The following is an 18821-nucleotide window of genomic DNA, read 5'->3' on the forward strand; positions in this document are numbered from 1 at the left end:
TTCGCGCCGCTGATGGTGTCGGTTCGCGTCGCGCGATGTGCGCTTTCTGCAATGCGGGCGTCCCGATGCAAGCGGTTTCACCCTGGGTTTCATAGAGTCACACCTATGCCGTTGCGGCCTCGCGTTTGTCACGTTCTCACATTGCCGGTTGGCCGTGCGTCGACGTGATTGGCCAGACGGTACAGTTTCAGCAGGAGTCGAGTAGTGACTGCTTCTATCAGCGGAAACGGGAAAACGGCCAGCGCCGCCCGCCGCGTGTCGCCCATGGCGGCCCTTGCCGATCGCTGGATTCCGAAGCTGGTGCTCGCACCCAGCGTCGTGATCAGTCTGGTATTTGTCTATGGTTTTATCGCCATCACAGGCTATCTGTCGCTGTCCAATTCGCGGCTGATGCCTCGTTATGAATTTGTCGGTCTCGACCGTTATCGCGAACTGTTCGATAACGACGTGTTCTGGACGTCGGCAGCCAATCTGGGCTGGTTCGGCATCCCGTTCATCGGCATCTGTATCGGCCTCGGCCTCTTCCTTGCGATCCTGCTCGATCAGCAGATCCGCAATGAAGGCGCGCTGCGCGCCGTGTTTCTTTATCCGATGGCGTTGTCGTTCATCGTGACCGGCACGGCGTGGCAATGGATCATGACGCCGAGCATCGGCCTCGAAAAGGTTTTCCACGACTGGGGCTGGACGAGCTTTTCGTTCAGTTGGCTCGGCGACCCCGACAAGGCGATTTTCTGCGTCGTGATCGCGGCGGTGTGGCAGTCCACCGGCTTCGTGATGGCGCTGTTCCTTGCCGGTCTGCGCGGTGTCGACGGTGAAATCTTCAAGGCCGCGCAGATGGACGGCGCGAATCTGCCCACCATCTACCGCAAGATCGTGATTCCGAGCATGCGTCCGGTGTTCTTCTCGGTGCTGCTGATCCTCTGCCATATCACGATCAAGACATTCGACCTGGTCGTCGCTTTGACGGCGGGCGGTCCTGGCACGTCGTCGTCGCTGCCGGCCATTTTCATGTACACGTTTTCGTTCAATCGCGGGCAGCTCGGCGTCGGCGCGGCATCGTCGATGATGATGCTCGCAACCGTCGTGGCCGTGCTCGTGCCGCTCATGTATCTGGAATCGAGGAGCACCCGCAATGCAGCCTAAGATGACGATCAGCCGTGCCGTCATTTACGCGGCTCTGGTCCTGTTTGCCCTGTACTTCCTGTTTCCGCTGTATGTGATGCTGTCGACGTCGTTCAAGGACATCGACCAGTTGCGCACCGGCAACCTGCTTACTCCGCCTTCGCACTGGACCGTGGAGCCCTGGATCAAGGCATGGAGCGGTGCGTGTACCGGCGTGCGTTGCGACGGCATGCAGCCGTTCTTCATGAACTCGGTGCGCATGGTGATTCCGGCGGTTCTGCTCTCGTCGATCATCGGCGCGTTCAACGGTTATGTGCTCACGCACTGGCGTTTTCGCGGCGCCGATCCGATCTTCACAATGCTGCTGGTCGGCTGCTTCATTCCGTTTCAGGCGATCCTTTTGCCGATGGCGCGTTTCGAAGGCTTTCTCGGCCTGTCGAACACCACGACCGGTCTGGTGGTCGTGCACGTGATCTACGGTATCGCATTCACTACGATGTTCTTCCGCAACTTCTACGTCAGCATTCCGGCTGAACTCGTGAAGGCGGCGCGCATCGACGGCGCGGGTTTCTTCACGATCTTTACGAAGATCCTGCTGCCGGTCTCGCTGCCGATTTTCATGGTGTGCCTGATCTGGCAATTCACGCAGATCTGGAATGACTTCCTGTTCGGGATCGTGTTCTCCGGCGTCGATTCCATGCCGATCACGGTGGCGCTGAACAACCTCGTGAACACCTCCACCGGCGTGAAGGAATACAACGTGGACATGGCCGGCGCGATCATCGCCGCGTTGCCGACCTTGCTGGTCTACATCGTCGCCGGGCGCTATTTCGTGCGCGGCCTGACGGCAGGCGCGGTGAAGGGTTGAACCCAGGCTAGACCATCCGAGCGCGGCGGCTGCTTCGTGCATGAAAGGCACCCAGCACCTCCGTCACCGACAAGACGTTTTCAAGCAGTACCAGAGACAAGAGGATTCACAGCATGGCAAGCCTTTCCATCCGTGACGTGTACAAGACTTACCCGAATGGGGTGCCGGTCCTGAAGGGTGTCAACATCGACATCGAAGACGGCCAGTTCCTGATTCTCGTCGGCGGCTCGGGCTGCGGTAAGTCGACGCTTCTCAACATGATCGCCGGTCTCGAAACCGTGACCAAAGGCGAAATTCAGATCGACGGCAAGACCGTGAACAACCTGTCGCCGAAAGATCGCGACATCGCGATGGTGTTCCAGTCGTACGCGCTGTATCCGTCCATGACGGTGCGCGAGAACATCTCGTTCGGCCTGAACATTCGCAAGGTGCCAAAGCAGGAGCAGGCGCAGATCGTCGACCGTGTGTCGAACACGCTGCAGATCACGCACCTGCTGGATCGCAAGCCCGGCCAGCTGTCCGGCGGCCAGCGTCAGCGCGTGGCGATGGGCCGTGCTCTCGCGCGTGACCCGGTGATGTTCCTGTTCGACGAACCGTTGTCGAACCTCGACGCCAAGCTGCGTATCGAGATGCGTTCGGAGATCAAGCTGCTGCATCAGCGTCTGGGCACGACGATCGTCTACGTGACGCACGATCAGATCGAAGCAATGACGCTCGGCGATCGCATCGCGGTGATGAAAGACGGCATCGTGCAGCAGTTCGGCGCCCCGCAGGAAATCTACGACTCGCCGTCGAACCTTTTCGTGGCGGGCTTTATCGGCGCACCGCCGATGAACTTCATCCAGGGCAAGCTCGTCGAGCAGGGCGCGGGCGTCGGTATCGAACTGGATACGGGCGTCACTCGCACGGCGCTGAACCTGCCGTTCGATTCGGCAAAGGTCAAGTCGCACGTCGGACGTGAAGTGATTCTCGGCCTGCGCCCGGAGCGCATTACCGATGCGCGCGGCGCGCACGGCGACCACGCCCGGCTGCAACAGATCGAAGTGAAGGTCGACGTGATCGAGCCGACCGGTCCGGACACGCTAGTCTTCGCGCAGGTCAACGGCAAGCGCGTGGTGAGCCGCGTGCACCCGGCTTCGAACCCGCAGCCGTTGACGAACACGACGCTGCTGTTCGATACGTCGAAGGCGGTGTTGTTCGATCCGTCGAATGAAGAGCGGATCGCCTGAGCCGGTTCTGACTGCTGCTGTTGGCCTGAATGAAAAAAAGCCCCTTGTGTCGCGAGACGCAAGGGGCTTTTCGCTGTAGGTCGTCAAGCGTCTGGTATGCGCAGATCCGGGTTGTTGCGCACGAGCTCCGTCACCCATTCGGTGAATGCGCGAAGCCGCGAACTCAGATTGCGGCGGTGCGCGTAAAGGATCGACAGCGGTGTGCTGGGACTCGTGTAGTTCGTGAGGATTTCCTTGAGCACGCCACGCTCGATGAGGTGCGCGACCATGAAGCGCGACGGCTGGATAATGCCGTGGCCGAGCGCACCCGCGCGAATGTAGACCGAGCCGTCGTTCACCGCGAGCACGCTTTTCATCGCGACCTTGACGATCTCACCGTTCACTTCGTATTCGAACGGAAAGGTCTTGCCGGTTCGCGCCGACACATAGTTGACCGCGTGGTGCGCACTCAACTCATCGAGCGTGATGGGCGTGCCGTGTTTCTCCAGATACGCGGGCGACGCGCACGTGACGATCCGCGCCTGGCCGATACGCCGCGCGACGAGACTGGACTCTTCGGGCGTGCCCATGCGAATGACGCAATCTACGGCGTCCTGTATCAGGTCGATGTTGCGGTCGGCGAGACCGAGCCGCACGTCGATTTCGGGGTAACGCTGGTAGAAATCGTCGAGCGCGGGGAGAAGCAGCGCACGGGCGAGCGTGCCGGACGTATCGACGCGAATCGTGCCCACCGGATTCTCGCGCTTGTTCGACAGCGACGACTCCGCGTCGGCGACTTCGGCCAGAATGCGCACGCAGCGGTCGTAAAAAAGCGCGCCGTCTTCGGTGACGCTGACCTGGCGCGTCGAGCGGTTCAACAGCCGTACGCCGACGTGTTCTTCCAGCGCCTGAATCGTCCGGCTGACTTTAGCGCGCGGCAGGTCGAGCGATTCGGATACTTTGGTGAAGCTGTTCGCTTCCACCACACGCGTAAATATCTCCATCGCTTCGAAACGGTCCATGTTTGGCCTTGTGAGTGATTGGCGGAAATAGGTTCGACGTGAAGTGTATAGGCTCGAATTAATGTTGTCCGCATCGGGTGTGGCGGGCGGCAGCTAGAGTCTTCGTAGGATGCGTTGCCCGGGAACAGCCGGCACGGCGCCGAGTACGGCGGAGGCGGCCGTGCGGCTAGTTCGGCCTGATCAGGCTAATGCGGCTAATGCGGCAATCGCACGTTGAACCGGAAGGTGGCGAGTCGGGATAGCAGAATAAACGCGGTGGCGATCAGCACGCTATACACGGTGTCGAAATTGACGTAGTCGAGCAGCACATACAGCCAGCAGCCGACGAAAGCGCATGTCGCGTACGGCCGCGAGTCGCGCAGGATCAACGGCACTTCGTTGCACAGCACGTCGCGGATCACGCCGCCGAACACGCCCGTCGCGACGCCCATCAGCACGGACGTGAACCACGGCATCTGGGCGTCGTGCGCAATCGAGGTCCCCGCGATGCTGAAAAGCCCGAGGCCGATCGCGTCGGCCACCAGCAGCACGCGCTCGGACAGCAGGCGCGAGGTGGCTTTCAGCAGCGTGGGGGCGAACAGCGACATCGCGAAAATCGCGATCAGATATTCCTGATGCTCGACCCAGTAGAACGGACGGCGCTCGAGCAGGACGTCGCGCAGTGTGCCGCCTCCAAAGGCGGTGGCGATTGCGACGAGAAAGGTGCCTACGGCGTCGAGCCGACGGGTTTTGGCCTCGATAAAACCGGAAATGGCGTAAGCGAAAATCGCCAGCGCCTCCATGAAAGTCAGCGCGAGCGTCAGCCTGGGATGGATCACCGTGGCTCCGCTGAAGCTCTTGCGTGAGCCGGCGTAGCGCCTGGCTGCAGCAGCACGACCACAGCGCCTGAGCCGCCGTCATGCGGACGCGCCTGACAAAACGCTATCACCTCGGTCTTTTGCACGAGCCACGCGCGCACTTTGCCCTTAAGCACGGGCTCCTTGCCGATCGAGCCCAAACCCTTGCCGTGAATCACGCGCAGGCAGCGCAAGCCGCGCTTTACCGATTCGCGGATGAACTCAGCCAGAGCCTCGCGCGCTTCCTCGCGGCGCATGCCGTGCAGATCGATCTGCGCCTGCACGATCCAGTCGCCGCGCCGCAGTTTTCGCACGACTTCCTGGCTCACGCCTGGACGGCAATACGAAAGCGTTTCGTCGGTGTCGAGCAATACCTCGGGGTCGAACTCGTCGGAAATCGCTTCGTGCAACACGGCTTCTTCGTCGAGCCGGGTTTGCACCGGCAGCGGCGGCGGAGGATTGCGCGGCAACGATGCGCGCGGCGGCACCGCGAGCGGCGTGACTTCGCCGATCTCCCGCCGAAACAGATTGGCATCTGCAGTCGCTTCGCGCTGCGCGGCCGCCGCGGCTGCGCGTTCACGCTCGCGCCGCTCGCCGTCGACCTTCAACGCATCGCGCAGCGCGCCCAGGCCCGCCAGACCCGCAGCCGGCTCGATTACCGGCCTGGCGGCGGGGGCAGCCGGTTCCGGCGCGGGTCGCGCGGCGGCGCTGACACGCTTGGGCTCGTTCGGGTGAGGCTGGTTCTTGGGCATAGCGGGAATACACGCGGAAAATAAGTCGATCGAGAGTCGATCGGAAGTAGATCAAGCGGGGTCTTGCATGGCCGTGGCGCAGCTCTGAATGCAAAAGGCCGCGGGCTGGGGAGCCGCGGCCTTTGATCGGGCGAGCGGCCGGGCAAGGCCCAGCCGACATTTTACCGTTGCGTTCGCGAAGAGACGCAGCCGATCAACGCTCCGCTTCCTGGCTCATTGCGTGCTCGCCGGCCATCTCGTTGATGGTTTCCAGATAGCGCTGCGCGTCGAGCGCTGCCATACAGCCGGTGCCTGCGCTCGTGATCGCCTGACGATACACGTGGTCCTGCACGTCGCCGGCGGCGAACACGCCCGGCACGCTGGTAGCGGTTGCGAAGCCGTTCAGGCCGCCCTTCGTGATGATGTAGCCGTTCTTCATCTCCAGTTGGCCTTCGAAGATGTCCGTGTTCGGCTTGTGGCCGATCGCGACAAACAGGCCCTGCAACGCAATGTCGGTCGTCTCGCCGGTTTGCGTGTGCTTGATGCGCAAGCCGGTTACGCCTGACTGGTCGCCCGTGACTTCGTCGAGCGTATGGTTCCACTTGATCTCGACGGCGCCTTCCTTCTCTTTGGCGAGCAGGCGGTCGATCAGGATCGGCTCGGCGCGGAACTTGTCGCGACGGTGGATCACCGTGACCTTTTTCGCGATGCCAGACAGGTACAGCGCTTCTTCAACGGCGGTATTGCCGCCGCCGATCACGGCCACATGTTGTTGCTTGTAGAAGAAGCCGTCGCAGGTCGCGCAGGCCGACACGCCCTTGCCCATGAACGCTTCTTCTGACGGCAGGCCGAGATATTGCGCCGACGCGCCCGTCGAGATGATGAGCGAGTCGCACGTGTATTCGCCCGAATCGCCGATCAGACGGATCGGCTTTTCGTTCAGCTTGGCCGTGTGAATGTGGTCGAAGATGATTTCGGTGTTGAAGCGCTCAGCGTGCTCCAGAAAGCGCGCCATCAGTTCCGGGCCTTGGACGCCGTTGGCGTCGGCGGGCCAGTTCTCCACGTCGGTCGTGGTCATCAGCTGGCCGCCTTGCGCGAGACCCGTGACGAGCACCGGCGCGAGGTTCGCGCGCGCCGCGTAGACCGCTGCCGTGTAGCCGGCGGGACCGGAACCGAGAATCAGAACCTTGGCGTGTTTCGTGGAAGTTGCGGGCATGATCGAATCCTTTTACGGCGCGCTGCTCGCCCATGCGAGGCTGCGCGACTTGGCTGAAACTGTAGATGGGTATCAGTCCGGCATTATAAAGGGAGGGGCGGCGGGCTGCTCCATGAAGCTTTCCGATCGCGGCGATAGCCCATGGCGCGTGCTTTCGAGCTGGCCGCGCGTTGATTGGACGCCTGCGTGTGGCCAATCGGCCAGGTTACCGTCATTTACAGCCTTGCGCGGGGCACTGCGTTTACAATAGGCCGGATCGAAGTTTCGGGTCGCCGGTGTCGTGCCCGCAGCCGCGCCCAGCGCGGCTCGGCTGCGCCCCGGCACACCGGATCGGCCACACAAGCAACAGGATCAATGGCAAAAGCTCCTTATACCGCGAGCGCGCAGGCATTGCCGCACCGCATGTCGCGTCTCTTCACCGAAATCCGCTGGATTCTGCAGGTCGCGCTCGGCGTTTTCCTGCTGATGGCGCTCGTCAGCTACAGCCGGCGCGATCCGAGCTGGACGCACGCCGCGCAGGTGGATCACATCGCCAACTGGGCAGGCCGCGTGGGCGCGTGGACCTCGGACATTCTGCTGCTGCTGTTCGGCCTCTCCGCTTACTGGTGGATCGTGCTGCTCGGTCGCCATATCTCCGCGAACTACAAGCGCATCACCCGTCACGAAGACTTGCAGGACGACGCGCCGCGCGATGCCAGCTGGCTCGCGGACGCCTTTGCGTTCATGCTCGTGCTGCTTGCCTGCGACGGCATCGAGGCGCTGCGCATGTGGTCGCTCAAGGTGCAATTGCCGCGCGCGCCTGGTGGGGTGATCGGCGAAGCGGTCGCGCGCGGCGTGTCGCATGCGCTCGGTTTCACGGGCGGCACCCTCGCGCTGCTGATCGTGCTCGGCATTGGCTTGTCGTTGTATTTCCGGTTTTCGTGGCTGTCGGTGTCGGAGAAGCTCGGGGAGTCGATCATTTCGGCTGTGACCTTCGCGAAGCTGCGCCGCGAGGCGGGCCGCGACCGCAAACTGGGCGAAGCGGCGGCGGTGAAGCGCGAAGGCAAGGTCGAGAAGGGTCGCGTGCGTATCGAGGAGCACGAGCCCGTCGTGATCGTGCCGCCGGTCGTCACGCCGGCCAAGTCGGAGCGCGTCGAGAAAGAACGGCAGGTGCCGCTTTTCACCGATCTGCCCGGCGATTCCACGCTGCCGCCTATCTCGCTCCTCGATCCGGCGCCCGCCGCGCAGGAAACCATTTCGGCGGACACGCTCGAATTCACCTCGCGTCTGATCGAGAAAAAGCTCAAGGACTTCGGCGTCGAGGTGAGCGTCGTCGCCGCGTATCCGGGTCCGGTCGTCACGCGCTACGAGATCGAACCGGCCACTGGCGTGAAGGGCAGCCAGATCGTGAATCTGGCGAAAGACCTCGCGCGTTCGTTGTCGCTGGTATCGATCCGCGTCGTCGAAACGATTCCGGGCAAGAATTTCATGGCGCTCGAACTGCCGAATCAGCGGCGCCAGACCGTGAGCCTGTCCGAAATTCTCGGCTCGGCGGTGTATGCGGACGCGGCATCGCCGCTCACCATGGGGCTCGGCAAGGATATCGGCGGCAAGCCCGTATGCGCGGACCTCGCGAAGATGCCCCACCTGCTCGTCGCGGGCACGACCGGTTCGGGCAAGTCGGTTGGTATCAACGCAATGATCCTGTCGCTGCTCTACAAGGCGAGCGCCGATCAGGTCCGAATGATCCTGATCGATCCGAAGATGCTCGAAATGAGCGTCTACGAAGGCATTCCGCATCTGCTCTGTCCGGTGGTCACGGACATGCGCCAGGCGGGTCACGCGCTGAACTGGGCAGTCGCCGAAATGGAGCGGCGCTACAAGCTGATGAGCAAGCTCGGCGTGCGTAACCTCGCCGGCTACAACAACAAGATCGACGAAGCTGCCAAGCGCGAAGAAAAGCTGCCGAACCCTTTCAGCCTCACGCCGGACGAGCCGGAGCCGCTCACGCGCCTGCCCAACATCGTCATCGTGATCGACGAACTGGCAGACCTGATGATGGTGGTCGGCAAGAAGGTCGAGGAACTGATCGCGCGAATTGCGCAGAAGGCGCGCGCCGCCGGGATTCACTTGATTCTCGCCACGCAGCGTCCGTCGGTCGATGTGATTACCGGGCTCATCAAGGCTAACGTGCCGACGCGGATGGCGTTCCAGGTGTCGTCAAAAATCGACTCGCGCACGATTCTCGACCAACAGGGCGCGGAATCGTTGCTCGGTATGGGCGACATGCTCTACCTGCCCCCGGGCAGCGGCTTGCCGGTCCGTGTGCACGGCGCGTTCGTGTCGGACGAAGAAGTGCACCGCGTCGTCGACAAGCTCAAGGAGCAGGGCGAGCCGAACTATATCGAAGGCATTCTCGAAGGCGGCGTCACCGGTGAGGGCGACGAGGGCTCGGCGGGCGCCGGAGCGGGCGGATCAGGCGACGGCGAATCGGATCCGCTTTACGATCAGGCTGTGGACGTGGTGCTGAAAAACAAGCGTGCGTCGATTTCGCTGGTGCAGCGGCATTTGCGCATCGGCTACAACCGCGCGGCGCGCCTGCTGGAGCAAATGGAAAATTCAGGTGTGGTGTCGGCGATGTCGTCGAACGGCAATCGCGAAATTCTGGCACCGGCGCGAGAGGCCGAGTAGGCGTTATGGCGGGAGGCGAATGGCCAGTGTTTTGTCCGCTTGCGGGGCCTGCTTCGCGGATAGGCTTCTGAGGGGACCGCTCAACGGCTCCAACGGCCCTGGTTCATGGTCGGCTTTGAATGTCGACGTTTTGAACGTCCGCTTTCAAGTTGGGCATTAAAGGTCCGCCTCCAAAAATCCGATGCGAAGATCCAGGCTCAAGGTCCTCTTCGATGCCGATTTCTAAGGCTCGTTTAAGCCTGCCCGCCTAAGCTCGGTTGTAGGCGCAGCGCGACAGACCGCAGGGACCCAAGCCTCGTGTGTTCGCCCCGAGCCTCGCACAGCAAGCGTCGCGCTGCGCTCACGGCCACCGGCAAACATTGCTCATGTCGATGCGCCGCAATCAGAGCCAATCAAAGCCAGACAAAGCAATCGCTCAACGAATTCAAATCAAGGGAGAGAAATCATATGCAGCTATTTGTGCATCAGCATGCATCCAGCAGCGTCGTCCGGTTTGCCCGCGCAATCGCGCGCGGCGTCGGTACAGCCGCGATCGGCGCGTCGATGCTCGTCGCTTCGCAGGCGTTCGCGAGCGGCACCGAGCAGCTGAAGGCGTTCGTCGCGCAAGTTCACTCGGCGCGCGGCACCTTCGTGCAGCAGGAAGTGCGCGCGCCCAGCAAGGCGCAAGCAGCGAGCGGCGCAAGCGGCGTGCTGTCCACCACGGGCGGCGGCAAGAACGGTACGTCGAGCGGAACATTCACGTTTGCGCGTCCCGGCAAGTTCATCTGGCAATACGAAAAACCCTACGCGCAGTTGCTGCAGGCGGACGGCGACAAGCTTTACGTGTACGACAAGGATCTGAACCAGGTGACGGTGCGAAGCCTCGGCGGCGCGCTCGGCGCGAGCCCGGCGGCAATCCTGTTCGGCAGCAACGATCTGGACAAGAACTTCACGTTGCGCGATGCGGGTGTCAAGGCCGGCATCGACTGGCTCGAACTCACGCCGAAAGCGAAAGACACGCAATTTCAGCGCGTGGGCATCGGCTTCAAGGACGGCAATCTGCAAGCAATGGAATTGCACGACGTGTTCGGCAACGTGACGTTGCTGACCTTCTCGAACATCCAGAAGAATCCGCCGCTGCCCGCGGATGCATTCAAGTTTACCGTGCCTAAAGGCGCTGACGTGATCAACGGCTAAGCGCTCGCCGTGCATTGATGTTTGCGAGAGAAGCCGCGCTGAACGCGCGGCTTTTTTATTACCGGTACAACGCAGTGCGCGCGCTACGGTTTCGCTTCGACGGCATGGGCTGCCTTCATATCGTCGATGAACGCTTCGACAATATCCGTGCGATGCTGCCGCGTCCGCGTGACCATATGAAACGCGACGCGATAACGCATTAGCTCCGGGTTCAACGCGGCGAGCAGTCCTTGCTCGACGAACGGCGCCGCGAAGTGTCCGGGCAGGTAGCCGAGATGATGCCCGGATAGCACGAGCATCGCGACCGCTTCCATGTTGTCCGCGACCGCGGTGACGTTGCGCGGCGTGGTCGAACTCTCGGCTTCGGGCAACGGATAGCTGCGCCACGCCCATTCGTGTGTTGCAGCTTGCTCGGGCGACACGCCGCCGGCTGAAGCAAACAGCGGATGTCCTTTCGCGCAATACGCGAACTGGTCTTCGGCAAACACCTCGGTGTATTCGAGCGACGGCACGCGATGCCAGAAATACCCGATGCCCACCTGAATCCGGCCATTGAGCAGCAATTCTTCTAGCTCACCGGGTGAGCGCACCAGAATCGAAAATCGCACCGACTGGTCGCGCGAGCGAAACCGGCCGATCGCGTTGCTAATGCGCGCACTTGCCGATACGGGCGTGTGCCCGATCATGCCGATGTCGAGCGTGCCCACCAGCTTGCGGCCGACATTGCGCGCCTGCATGCCGAAGGTGTCGACGGCACCGAGCAGCGCACGAGCGGCATCGGCGAACTGTTCGCCCCGCGCGCTCAGCCGGAAGCCGCCGCGGCCGCGTTCGCACAGCCGATACCCAAGGCGCGTTTCGAGCGTGGCGAGTTGCGTGCTGATGGTCGACTGGCCGACGTTGAGCGTGGCTTGGGCCGACGAGACGCCGCCCGCGTCGACGATCGCAAGGAATACGCGGATGAGTCGTAAATCGAGGTCGGTGAGTTGGGAGAACATGCGTCAGGATACATCGTTGCAAATCGATGTAAAGGTTACTTCGTGGCTATTTTAAGTTGACGGGAAGTGCTCAAGAATGGAGATTCACCCGGTTTGCAGGCGTTCGGAGTGCCTCCGGAACGCATAAGTGCACGTAACGTAGCCGGTTCGCAGATTCCCAACTGCTGCGTCTTCTTTTCATTGTCGAGCCACGATGAATACTTCTTCTTTCATTTCTCCCGAAGCCGGTGAACGGCCGCAACCGCTGTCCGGCAATGCAATGCCGCGCTGCGGCGGCATTGCCACGATGATGCGCCTGCCGAACGTGGGCTCGGCGGAGGGATTCGACGCATGTTTCGTCGGCGTGCCGTTCGACCTGGGCACGTCCAACCGCACGGGCGCGCGCTTCGGGCCGCGCCAGATTCGCAGCGAATCGGTGCTGCTGCGCCCTTACAACATGGCAACGCGCGCGGCGCCATTCGATTCTCTGCGCGTGGCCGATCTGGGCGACGTCGCGATCAATCCGTACAACCTGCACGATTCGATCGCCCGGATCGAAACCGCTTACGACGAGATACTTCAGCACGATTGCAAGCCGGTCACCCTCGGCGGCGATCACACCATCGCGTTGCCTATTTTGCGGGCGATTCATCGCAAGCACGGCAAGGTTGGCCTTATACATGTCGACGCCCACGCCGACGTCAACGACACGATGATGGGCGAGAAAATCGCCCACGGCACGCCGTTTCGTCGCGCGGTCGAAGAGGGGCTGCTCGATTGCGAGCGCGTCGTGCAGATCGGTCTGCGCGGCACGGGCTACGCGGCAGAAGATTTCGACTGGTGCCGGGATCAGGGCTTCGAGGTCGTGCAGGCCGAAGCATGCTGGAACCAGTCGCTTGCGCCGCTAATGGCGCGCGTGCGCGAGCGCATCGGCGACGGCCCGGTCTATATCACGTTCGACATCGACGGTATCGACCCGGCCTTTGCGCCCGGCACCGGCACGCCTGAAATCGCCGGGCTGACCGTGCCGCAGGCGCTCGAAATCATTCGCGGTGCGCGCGGCTTGAATATCGTCGGATGCGATCTGGTCGAGGTGGCGCCGCCGTATGATCCGTTCGGCACGACGGCGCTGCTCGCCGCGAACCTCGCGTTCGAGTTGTTGTGTGTGCTGCCGGGCGTCGAGTACCGGACTGCTGCTCGCTGAGCTTGCTCGCCATCCTGTGCGATGCGCGGCGGATGCAACGAAAAGGCCTGCAAATGCAGGCCTTTTCTTTAATTGCGGCGCATTGAACCTCTCACGCGTACGCGGTTTTACGCGTCGACACGAACGCGAGATAACACACTGCGCCGATCACCAGCGCGGGCAGCGTCGCGCCGAGATTCGGCAGCCATTGGTTGATCGCCTGATAAGCGGCGATGCCGATTGCCCACGCAATGAACGCGCTCAGATGCCAGCCGCCCGAGAAGCCGTAACGGCCGCGTACGTCGGCGAGCATGGCGGCTTCTATACGGCGTTTGCGCACGATGAAGTGATCGACCAGCACCACACCGAAAAGCGGCGCGAACACTGAGCCGATCAACAGGAGGAAGTTTTGATACTTCGCCATCGGTATAAGCAGCGCGATCAACGTGCACAGCGCGCCGAACGCCGCCGACAGCGTCGGCACACTGCCGCGCGCCCAGAACGTGCCCGTCGACACCGCCGCTGAATGAATGTCGGCGAATGCGTTGTCCACTTCGTCGATCAGAATGAGCAGCAATGCGAGTCCGCCGCCGGCTTGCGCAAGCGCGCTTGTCAGCAGCGCGTCGCCGCCACCGGCGGCCAGACCGTAGATCGAGCCCAATGCATAGAACCAGATGTTCGCGATGCCATAGCCGAGCAGCGTGCCGCGGAACGTGTCGCCGGCGCGGCGGCCGAAGCGCGTGTAGTCCGCGATCAACGGTAGCCATGAAAGCGGCATCGCCACCACGAGGTCGATTGCGCCGCCGAACGACATCTCGCCAGTGCCCGGGCGGCGCATCATCGCCCTCAGGTCATGCTGCGCGAGCAGGCTCCACGTGAGCCATGCCGCGCCCGCGAGCAGGAGCCAGATGCCCCACGTGCGCAGAAAGCGCCGCACGAACGAGAGCGGGCCGCTGATCGCGAGCAGCGTCGCGAGCACGCCGAAGATGATGGTCCAGACGAGCGGCATGGAAAGACCGAACGCCTGCTTCGCAAGAGCGTCGGCGGAATCGCGCATGACGATGACTTCGAACGAACCCCAGCCGAGCAGTTGCACGGCGTTCAGCACAGCCGGCACCGACGCGCCGCGCACGCCGAGCGTCGGACGCAGCGAGGACATCGCCGCGAGTCCGGTGTCCGTGCCGATCACGCCCGCAAGCGCGAGCAGAACCACGCCGATCGCGCTGCCGATCACGATGGCCAGCAGCGCGTGCGGCAGCGACAGCCCCGGCACTAGCAACGCGCCGGCTTGCGCGACCAGCAGGCCGATGCCGAGCGAGAACCAGAGCGCGAACGCGTCGCCGGTACGGAAGGCGCGGCGGGCGTCGGGTACCGGCGTGAGCGGCGCGTAGGTGGAACCGGCGTCGCCGGCGAGTGGATCATGTGCCATCGGATCTTGTCCCTGAGTCGTGTTGCTGTTGCTGTTCCGGTTGCTCTTGTATGCGAGTCAGCGTCCATGTTCAGAATGCGCGCCGCTCGTCCTGGCGCGGTCACTGTCATAATGCAGGACGTTTCCCACGCCTCGCGCCTTGCTCGTGCGGGTTTTGCGCTCTCGTCCGGCAGCATGCCGCCTTCAGGCCGATCATCACACGGACCATCGTGCGGGCCGCGTCCGGAAAAGCCGAGATTATCCCCAAAACGTCATGTTCGAAGAAACCCGTGCCAATGTTCCGCTCGCCGAACGCCTGCGGCCCCGCAATATCGACGAAGTAATCGGTCAGAAGCATCTGCTCGGCCCGAACAAGCCGCTGCGGGTCGCATTCGAATCCGGTGAAGCGCATTCGATGATCCTCTGGGGCCCGCCCGGCGTCGGCAAGACCACGCTCGCGCGGCTCATGGCCGACGCGTTTCATGCGGAATTCATCGCGTTGTCGGCGGTGCTGTCCGGCGTGAAGGACATTCGCGAGGCGGTCGAGACCGCGCAGATTCATCGCGCGAACGGGCATCAGACGCTAGTGTTCGTCGACGAAGTGCATCGCTTCAATAAGAGTCAGCAAGACGCGTTCTTGCCGCATGTCGAGTCGGGACTCTTCGTGTTCATCGGCGCGACTACGGAGAATCCGTCGTTCGAAGTGAATAGCGCGTTGCTGTCGCGCGCCGCGGTCTACGTGCTCAAAAGTCTCACCGAGGAAGAGTTGGGCGAACTGCTCGAGCGCGCGCAACAGGAACTCGGCGGCTTGACGTTTACCGACGAAGCGCGCGATGCGCTGATCGGTTCCGCCGACGGCGACGGCCGCAAGCTGCTGAACAACCTTGAGATCGTCGCGCGCGCGGCTTCGCAGCAGAAGACCACGGAGATCGACGGCGCGTTGCTCGGCAGCGCGCTCGCCGAGAATCTGCGCCGCTTCGACAAGGGCGGCGACGCTTTCTACGACCAGATCAGCGCGTTGCATAAGTCGGTGCGCGGCAGCAGCCCGGACGGCGCGCTGTACTGGTTCTGCCGCATGCTCGACGGCGGCGCGGACCCGCGCTATCTGGCGCGCCGCATCGTCCGGATGGCGTGGGAGGACATCGGTCTTGCCGACCCGCGTGCCGCGCGCATTGCGCTCGACGCCGCCGAGACCTACGAGCGACTCGGCACGCCCGAGGGCGAACTGGCGCTCGCGCAGGCGATCATCTACCTGGCGGTCGCGCCCAAGTCCAATGCCGGCTACAACGCGTACAACGAGGCGCGCCGCTTCGTGAGCAAGGACAAGTCGCGCGGCGTGCCGGTGCACCTACGAAACGCGCCGACCAAGCTCATGAAGGAGCTCGGCTACGGCCACGAGTATCGCTACGCACACGACGAACCGGATGCATATGCAGCCGGTGAGACGTATCTGCCCGAGAACATGCGCGATCCGCATTGGTACACGCCGACCCCGCGCGGCCTCGAAGGCAAGATAGGCGACAAGATGGCGCGTCTTGCCGAACTCGACGCGCAGTGGCGCAACGAGAACAAGCCCAAGAAGAGTTGAGCCGTCCGGTGCCGCCGGTGCGCTAAAATCCCACCTTCATACAACGAATACCGCCCCATCCCATGCTCGACATCCAGTTGCTGCGCAAAGACCTCGACGGCGTCGCGAAGCGCCTCGCCGACCGCGGCTATACCCTCGACGTGGCGGCCTTTACCGCGCTCGAAGCGGAACGCCGCGACACCCAGACTCGCACCGAAGAACTGCAGGCGCGCCGCAACAGCCTGTCGAAGCAGATCGGCGCGATGAAAGGGCGGGGCGAGGACACTTCGGCCGTGATGGCGGAAGTCGGCGGCATCGGCGACGAGATGAAGGCGTCGGCAGCGAAGCTCGACGACATTCAAAAACGTCTGTCGGATCTTCTGCTTGGCGTGCCGAATCTTCCGCATGAGAGCGTGCCGACAGGACGCGACGAAGCGGATAACGTCGAGGTGCGCCGTTGGGGCACGCCGCGTCAGTTCGATTTCGAAGTCAAGGATCACGTGGATGTCGGCGCGCCGCTCGGCCTCGATTTCGAGACCGGCGCCAAGCTGTCGGGCGCGCGCTTCACGATGCTGCGCGGGCAGATTGCGCGGCTGCATCGTGCGCTCGCGCAGTTCATGATCGACACGCACACGCAGCACCATGGCTATACGGAGATTTACACGCCGTATATCGTGAATCCGGAAATTCTGTACGGCACCGGCCAGCTGCCGAAGTTCGCCGACGACATGTTCCGCGTCGAGAAGGGCGGCGGCGAAAACACGGTCACTCAGTATCTGATCTCCACGTCGGAAATTTCGCTGACGAACACGGTGCGCGACAGCATCGTCGAAGCGGGTGCGTTGCCGATCAAACTGACCGCACATTCGCCTTGCTTCCGTTCGGAAGCGGGCTCGTATGGGCGCGACACGCGCGGCATGATCCGTCAGCATCAGTTCGACAAGGTTGAAATGGTGCAGATCGTGGCGCCGGAAACGTCGTATGACGCCTTGGAGCAGATGGTCGGCCACGCTGAGACGATTCTGCAAAAGCTGGAATTGCCGTACCGCGTGATCACGCTGTGCACGGGCGACATGGGTTTCTCCGCGACGAAGACCTACGACCTCGAAGTCTGGCTGCCGGCGCAAAACACCTATCGCGAAATTTCGAGCTGTTCGAACACGGAGTCGTTCCAGGCTCGCCGGATGCAGGCGCGCTACCGGAACGCGCAAGGCAAGCCGGAACTCGTCCATACGCTGAACGGTTCGGGTCTTGCGGTGGGTCGCACGCTCGTGGCCGTGCTCGAGAACTTCCAGAATGCCGATGGCTCCGTAACGGTGCCGGCGGCACTGCGGCCATACCTCGGCGGCGTCGAGCGGCTGGAAGTGCCGGCGGCCTGATTCGCGTCGGGTGGATGCAACCGCGTGGTTTGATCGCCGGGATTCGTCGAAATTTTTTCGGCGAGGTACTTGGAAATCCAGATCGGCTGTTCTATAATCTTTCTCTCCCAAGCAGCGACCCGCTTGGATCTGACAAAACCGCCTCGTTGTGGCAAGTCGGAAAACACGGAAAGGTGGCAGAGTGGTCGAATGCGCCGGACTCGAAATCCGGTGTACCTTTAGGGGTACCGTGAGTTCGAATCTCACCCTTTCCGCCAAATTCAGAAAACAGGCCCTTCGGGGCCTGTTTTCGTTTCTGCTTGTGAAATGACCTGTCGTTCTGACGTCGGCTATGACGTCTGGCATTCATAAGCGATGCTAACTTATCGCTGCGTGCGGGGTATTGCACCTGCCGCTGGCGCATCAACCCGCTGATTCACCAGCCTCTTCCCCCGCTTTGCCCGGCCCCCGCGCCGATCCTCTGTACAATTGGCCGTTCGATTGAATATCGACCTACCTGCGAACCCATCGACCGAATACATGGCCATTACCTACAAGACTCCTGACGACATTGCCAAGCTGCGTATATCTGGCCGCCTTGCGGCCGACGTGCTGGCCATGATCGGCGAGCACGTGAAGGCCGGTGTCTCCACCGACGAGCTGGACGCACTGTGCAATGACTACATCGTCAACACGCAAAAGTCGATTCCGGCCAACGTCGGTTATCTGGGTTTTCCAAAGACGGTGTGCACCTCGGTCAATCAGGTGGTTTGCCACGGCATTCCGAACCGCAACGAAGTGCTGAAAGACGGCGACATCATCAATATCGACGTGGCGATCATCAAAGACGGCTACTTCGGCGACACGAGCCGCATGTATTGCGTCGGCCAGCCGAGCACGGTGGCTCGTCAACTGGTCGACACGACCTATGAGGCAATGCTCGCAGGCATTCGCGAGGTGAAGCCGGGGGCGACGCTTGGCGATGTCGGCCACGCGATCCAGAAGGTCGCGCAACGCGATGGTTTTTCGATCGTGCGCGACTACTGTGGCCACGGCATCGGCAAGGTTTATCACGAAGACCCGCAGGTTTTGCACTACGGCCAACCGGGACAAGGCGTGCGTCTGAAGCCCGGCATGGTCTTCACGATTGAGCCGATGATCAACGCGGGCCGAGCTGGTACCACGGTATTGCGCGACGGCTGGACGGTGGTCACGAAAGACCGCTCGCTGTCGGCGCAGTGGGAACACATGATCGCGGTCACCGACGACGGCTACGAACTCCTCACGCCCTGGCCGGACGGCACTGGCAGCTACGCAGCACCGTGAGGCAAACCGCTGCGCATGACGTCGACGCATACGGCGCCAGGCGCGCGAAATGCTCGGGGTTACCTGCGCTTTGCGTGAACCGGCTTGCGCGATAAGATCGCCCGTCAAAGAATGAATTGACTCTCGCGCCGGTTCGGTTAAAGCTACGGCTTAAGG

Annotated in this window: 15 protein-coding genes and 1 tRNA gene; 10 read left to right on the top strand and 6 right to left on the bottom strand. The window is 62.4% G+C overall.

Going from position 1 to position 18821, the window contains the following annotated elements; genetic code table 11:
- Window positions 1-204: 204 nt before the first annotated feature.
- The 3 genes from OH764_RS03690 (at window position 205) to OH764_RS03700 (ending at window position 3219) form a co-directional block, all read left to right on the top strand.
- Window positions 205-1143 (top strand): carbohydrate ABC transporter permease, encoded by a 939-nt coding sequence (locus tag OH764_RS03690; RefSeq protein WP_027775665.1) that lies wholly within the window; start codon window positions 205-207, stop codon window positions 1141-1143.
- Entirely contained in the window at window positions 1133-1990 is an 858-nt protein-coding gene (locus OH764_RS03695) for a carbohydrate ABC transporter permease (protein WP_020065196.1), read from the top strand. The genes OH764_RS03690 and OH764_RS03695 overlap by 11 nt, the downstream gene beginning before the upstream one ends.
- A 113-nt stretch (window positions 1991-2103) precedes the next feature.
- Window positions 2104-3219 carry an ABC transporter ATP-binding protein gene (locus OH764_RS03700; RefSeq protein WP_020065197.1) on the top strand — a complete coding sequence of 372 codons (1116 nt, stop codon included), beginning with the start codon at window positions 2104-2106 and terminating at the stop codon, window positions 3217-3219.
- An 83-nt stretch (window positions 3220-3302) separates the two neighbouring features.
- Here OH764_RS03700 and OH764_RS03705 read toward each other — a convergent pair whose 3' ends face one another.
- From OH764_RS03705 to trxB, 4 genes are all read right to left on the bottom strand, one after another.
- Entirely contained in the window at window positions 3303-4220 is a 918-nt protein-coding gene (locus tag OH764_RS03705; protein ID WP_498848062.1) for a LysR family transcriptional regulator, read from the bottom strand.
- A 194-nt stretch (window positions 4221-4414) separates the two neighbouring features.
- Window positions 4415-5035 (bottom strand): trimeric intracellular cation channel family protein, encoded by a 621-nt coding sequence (locus OH764_RS03710; RefSeq protein WP_027804182.1) that lies wholly within the window; start codon window positions 5033-5035, stop codon window positions 4415-4417.
- Window positions 5035-5808 carry a Smr/MutS family protein gene (locus OH764_RS03715; RefSeq protein WP_498848063.1) on the bottom strand — a complete coding sequence of 258 codons (774 nt, stop codon included), beginning with the start codon at window positions 5806-5808 and terminating at the stop codon, window positions 5035-5037. The genes OH764_RS03710 and OH764_RS03715 overlap by 1 nt, the downstream gene beginning before the upstream one ends.
- Before the next feature lie 193 nt (window positions 5809-6001).
- A complete protein-coding gene (trxB, locus tag OH764_RS03720; protein WP_498848064.1) occupies window positions 6002-7003 on the bottom strand; it encodes a thioredoxin-disulfide reductase family protein in 1002 nt (333 codons plus the stop codon).
- A 354-nt stretch (window positions 7004-7357) separates the two neighbouring features.
- On the opposite strand from trxB, the gene OH764_RS03725 reads away from it, so the two are divergent.
- Entirely contained in the window at window positions 7358-9673 is a 2316-nt protein-coding gene (locus tag OH764_RS03725) for a DNA translocase FtsK (protein WP_498848065.1), read from the top strand.
- A 447-nt stretch (window positions 9674-10120) separates the two neighbouring features.
- A complete protein-coding gene (lolA, locus tag OH764_RS03730; protein ID WP_498848066.1) occupies window positions 10121-10849 on the top strand; it encodes an outer membrane lipoprotein carrier protein LolA in 729 nt (242 codons plus the stop codon).
- Between the two features lie 83 nt (window positions 10850-10932).
- Here the strand turns inward: lolA and OH764_RS03735 are convergent, their stop codons facing one another.
- Window positions 10933-11844: a LysR family transcriptional regulator gene (locus tag OH764_RS03735; protein WP_498848067.1), complete on the bottom strand. Its 912-nt coding sequence runs from the start codon at window positions 11842-11844 to the stop codon at window positions 10933-10935.
- Between the two features lie 193 nt (window positions 11845-12037).
- Between OH764_RS03735 and speB the strand changes: the two genes are divergently transcribed.
- Complete coding sequence (speB, locus tag OH764_RS03740) at window positions 12038-13027, top strand: agmatinase (protein WP_498848068.1); 990 nt, start codon at window positions 12038-12040, stop codon at window positions 13025-13027.
- A gap of 91 nt (window positions 13028-13118) precedes the next feature.
- Here speB and cytX read toward each other — a convergent pair whose 3' ends face one another.
- Window positions 13119-14435 carry an SLC5/6 family protein gene (cytX, locus tag OH764_RS03745; RefSeq protein ID WP_498848069.1) on the bottom strand — a complete coding sequence of 439 codons (1317 nt, stop codon included), beginning with the start codon at window positions 14433-14435 and terminating at the stop codon, window positions 13119-13121.
- A gap of 253 nt (window positions 14436-14688) precedes the next feature.
- On the opposite strand from cytX, the gene OH764_RS03750 reads away from it, so the two are divergent.
- The 4 genes from OH764_RS03750 (at window position 14689) to map (ending at window position 18665) form a co-directional block, all read left to right on the top strand.
- Window positions 14689-16002, top strand: a complete 1314-nt coding sequence (locus tag OH764_RS03750; protein WP_020065207.1) for a replication-associated recombination protein A — start codon at window positions 14689-14691, stop codon at window positions 16000-16002.
- A 62-nt stretch (window positions 16003-16064) separates the two neighbouring features.
- A complete protein-coding gene (serS, locus tag OH764_RS03755; RefSeq protein ID WP_498848070.1) occupies window positions 16065-17360 on the top strand; it encodes a serine--tRNA ligase in 1296 nt (431 codons plus the stop codon).
- A 167-nt stretch (window positions 17361-17527) separates the two neighbouring features.
- Window positions 17528-17617, top strand: a tRNA-Ser gene (locus OH764_RS03760).
- Between the two features lie 262 nt (window positions 17618-17879).
- Window positions 17880-18665 (top strand): type I methionyl aminopeptidase, encoded by a 786-nt coding sequence (map, locus tag OH764_RS03765; protein ID WP_498848071.1) that lies wholly within the window; start codon window positions 17880-17882, stop codon window positions 18663-18665.
- The last annotated feature ends 156 nt before the right edge of the window (window positions 18666-18821 follow it).

The sequence above is a fragment of the Burkholderia sp. M6-3 genome (genome assembly GCF_050858985.1).
Lineage (GTDB): Bacteria > Pseudomonadota > Gammaproteobacteria > Burkholderiales > Burkholderiaceae > Paraburkholderia > Paraburkholderia caledonica.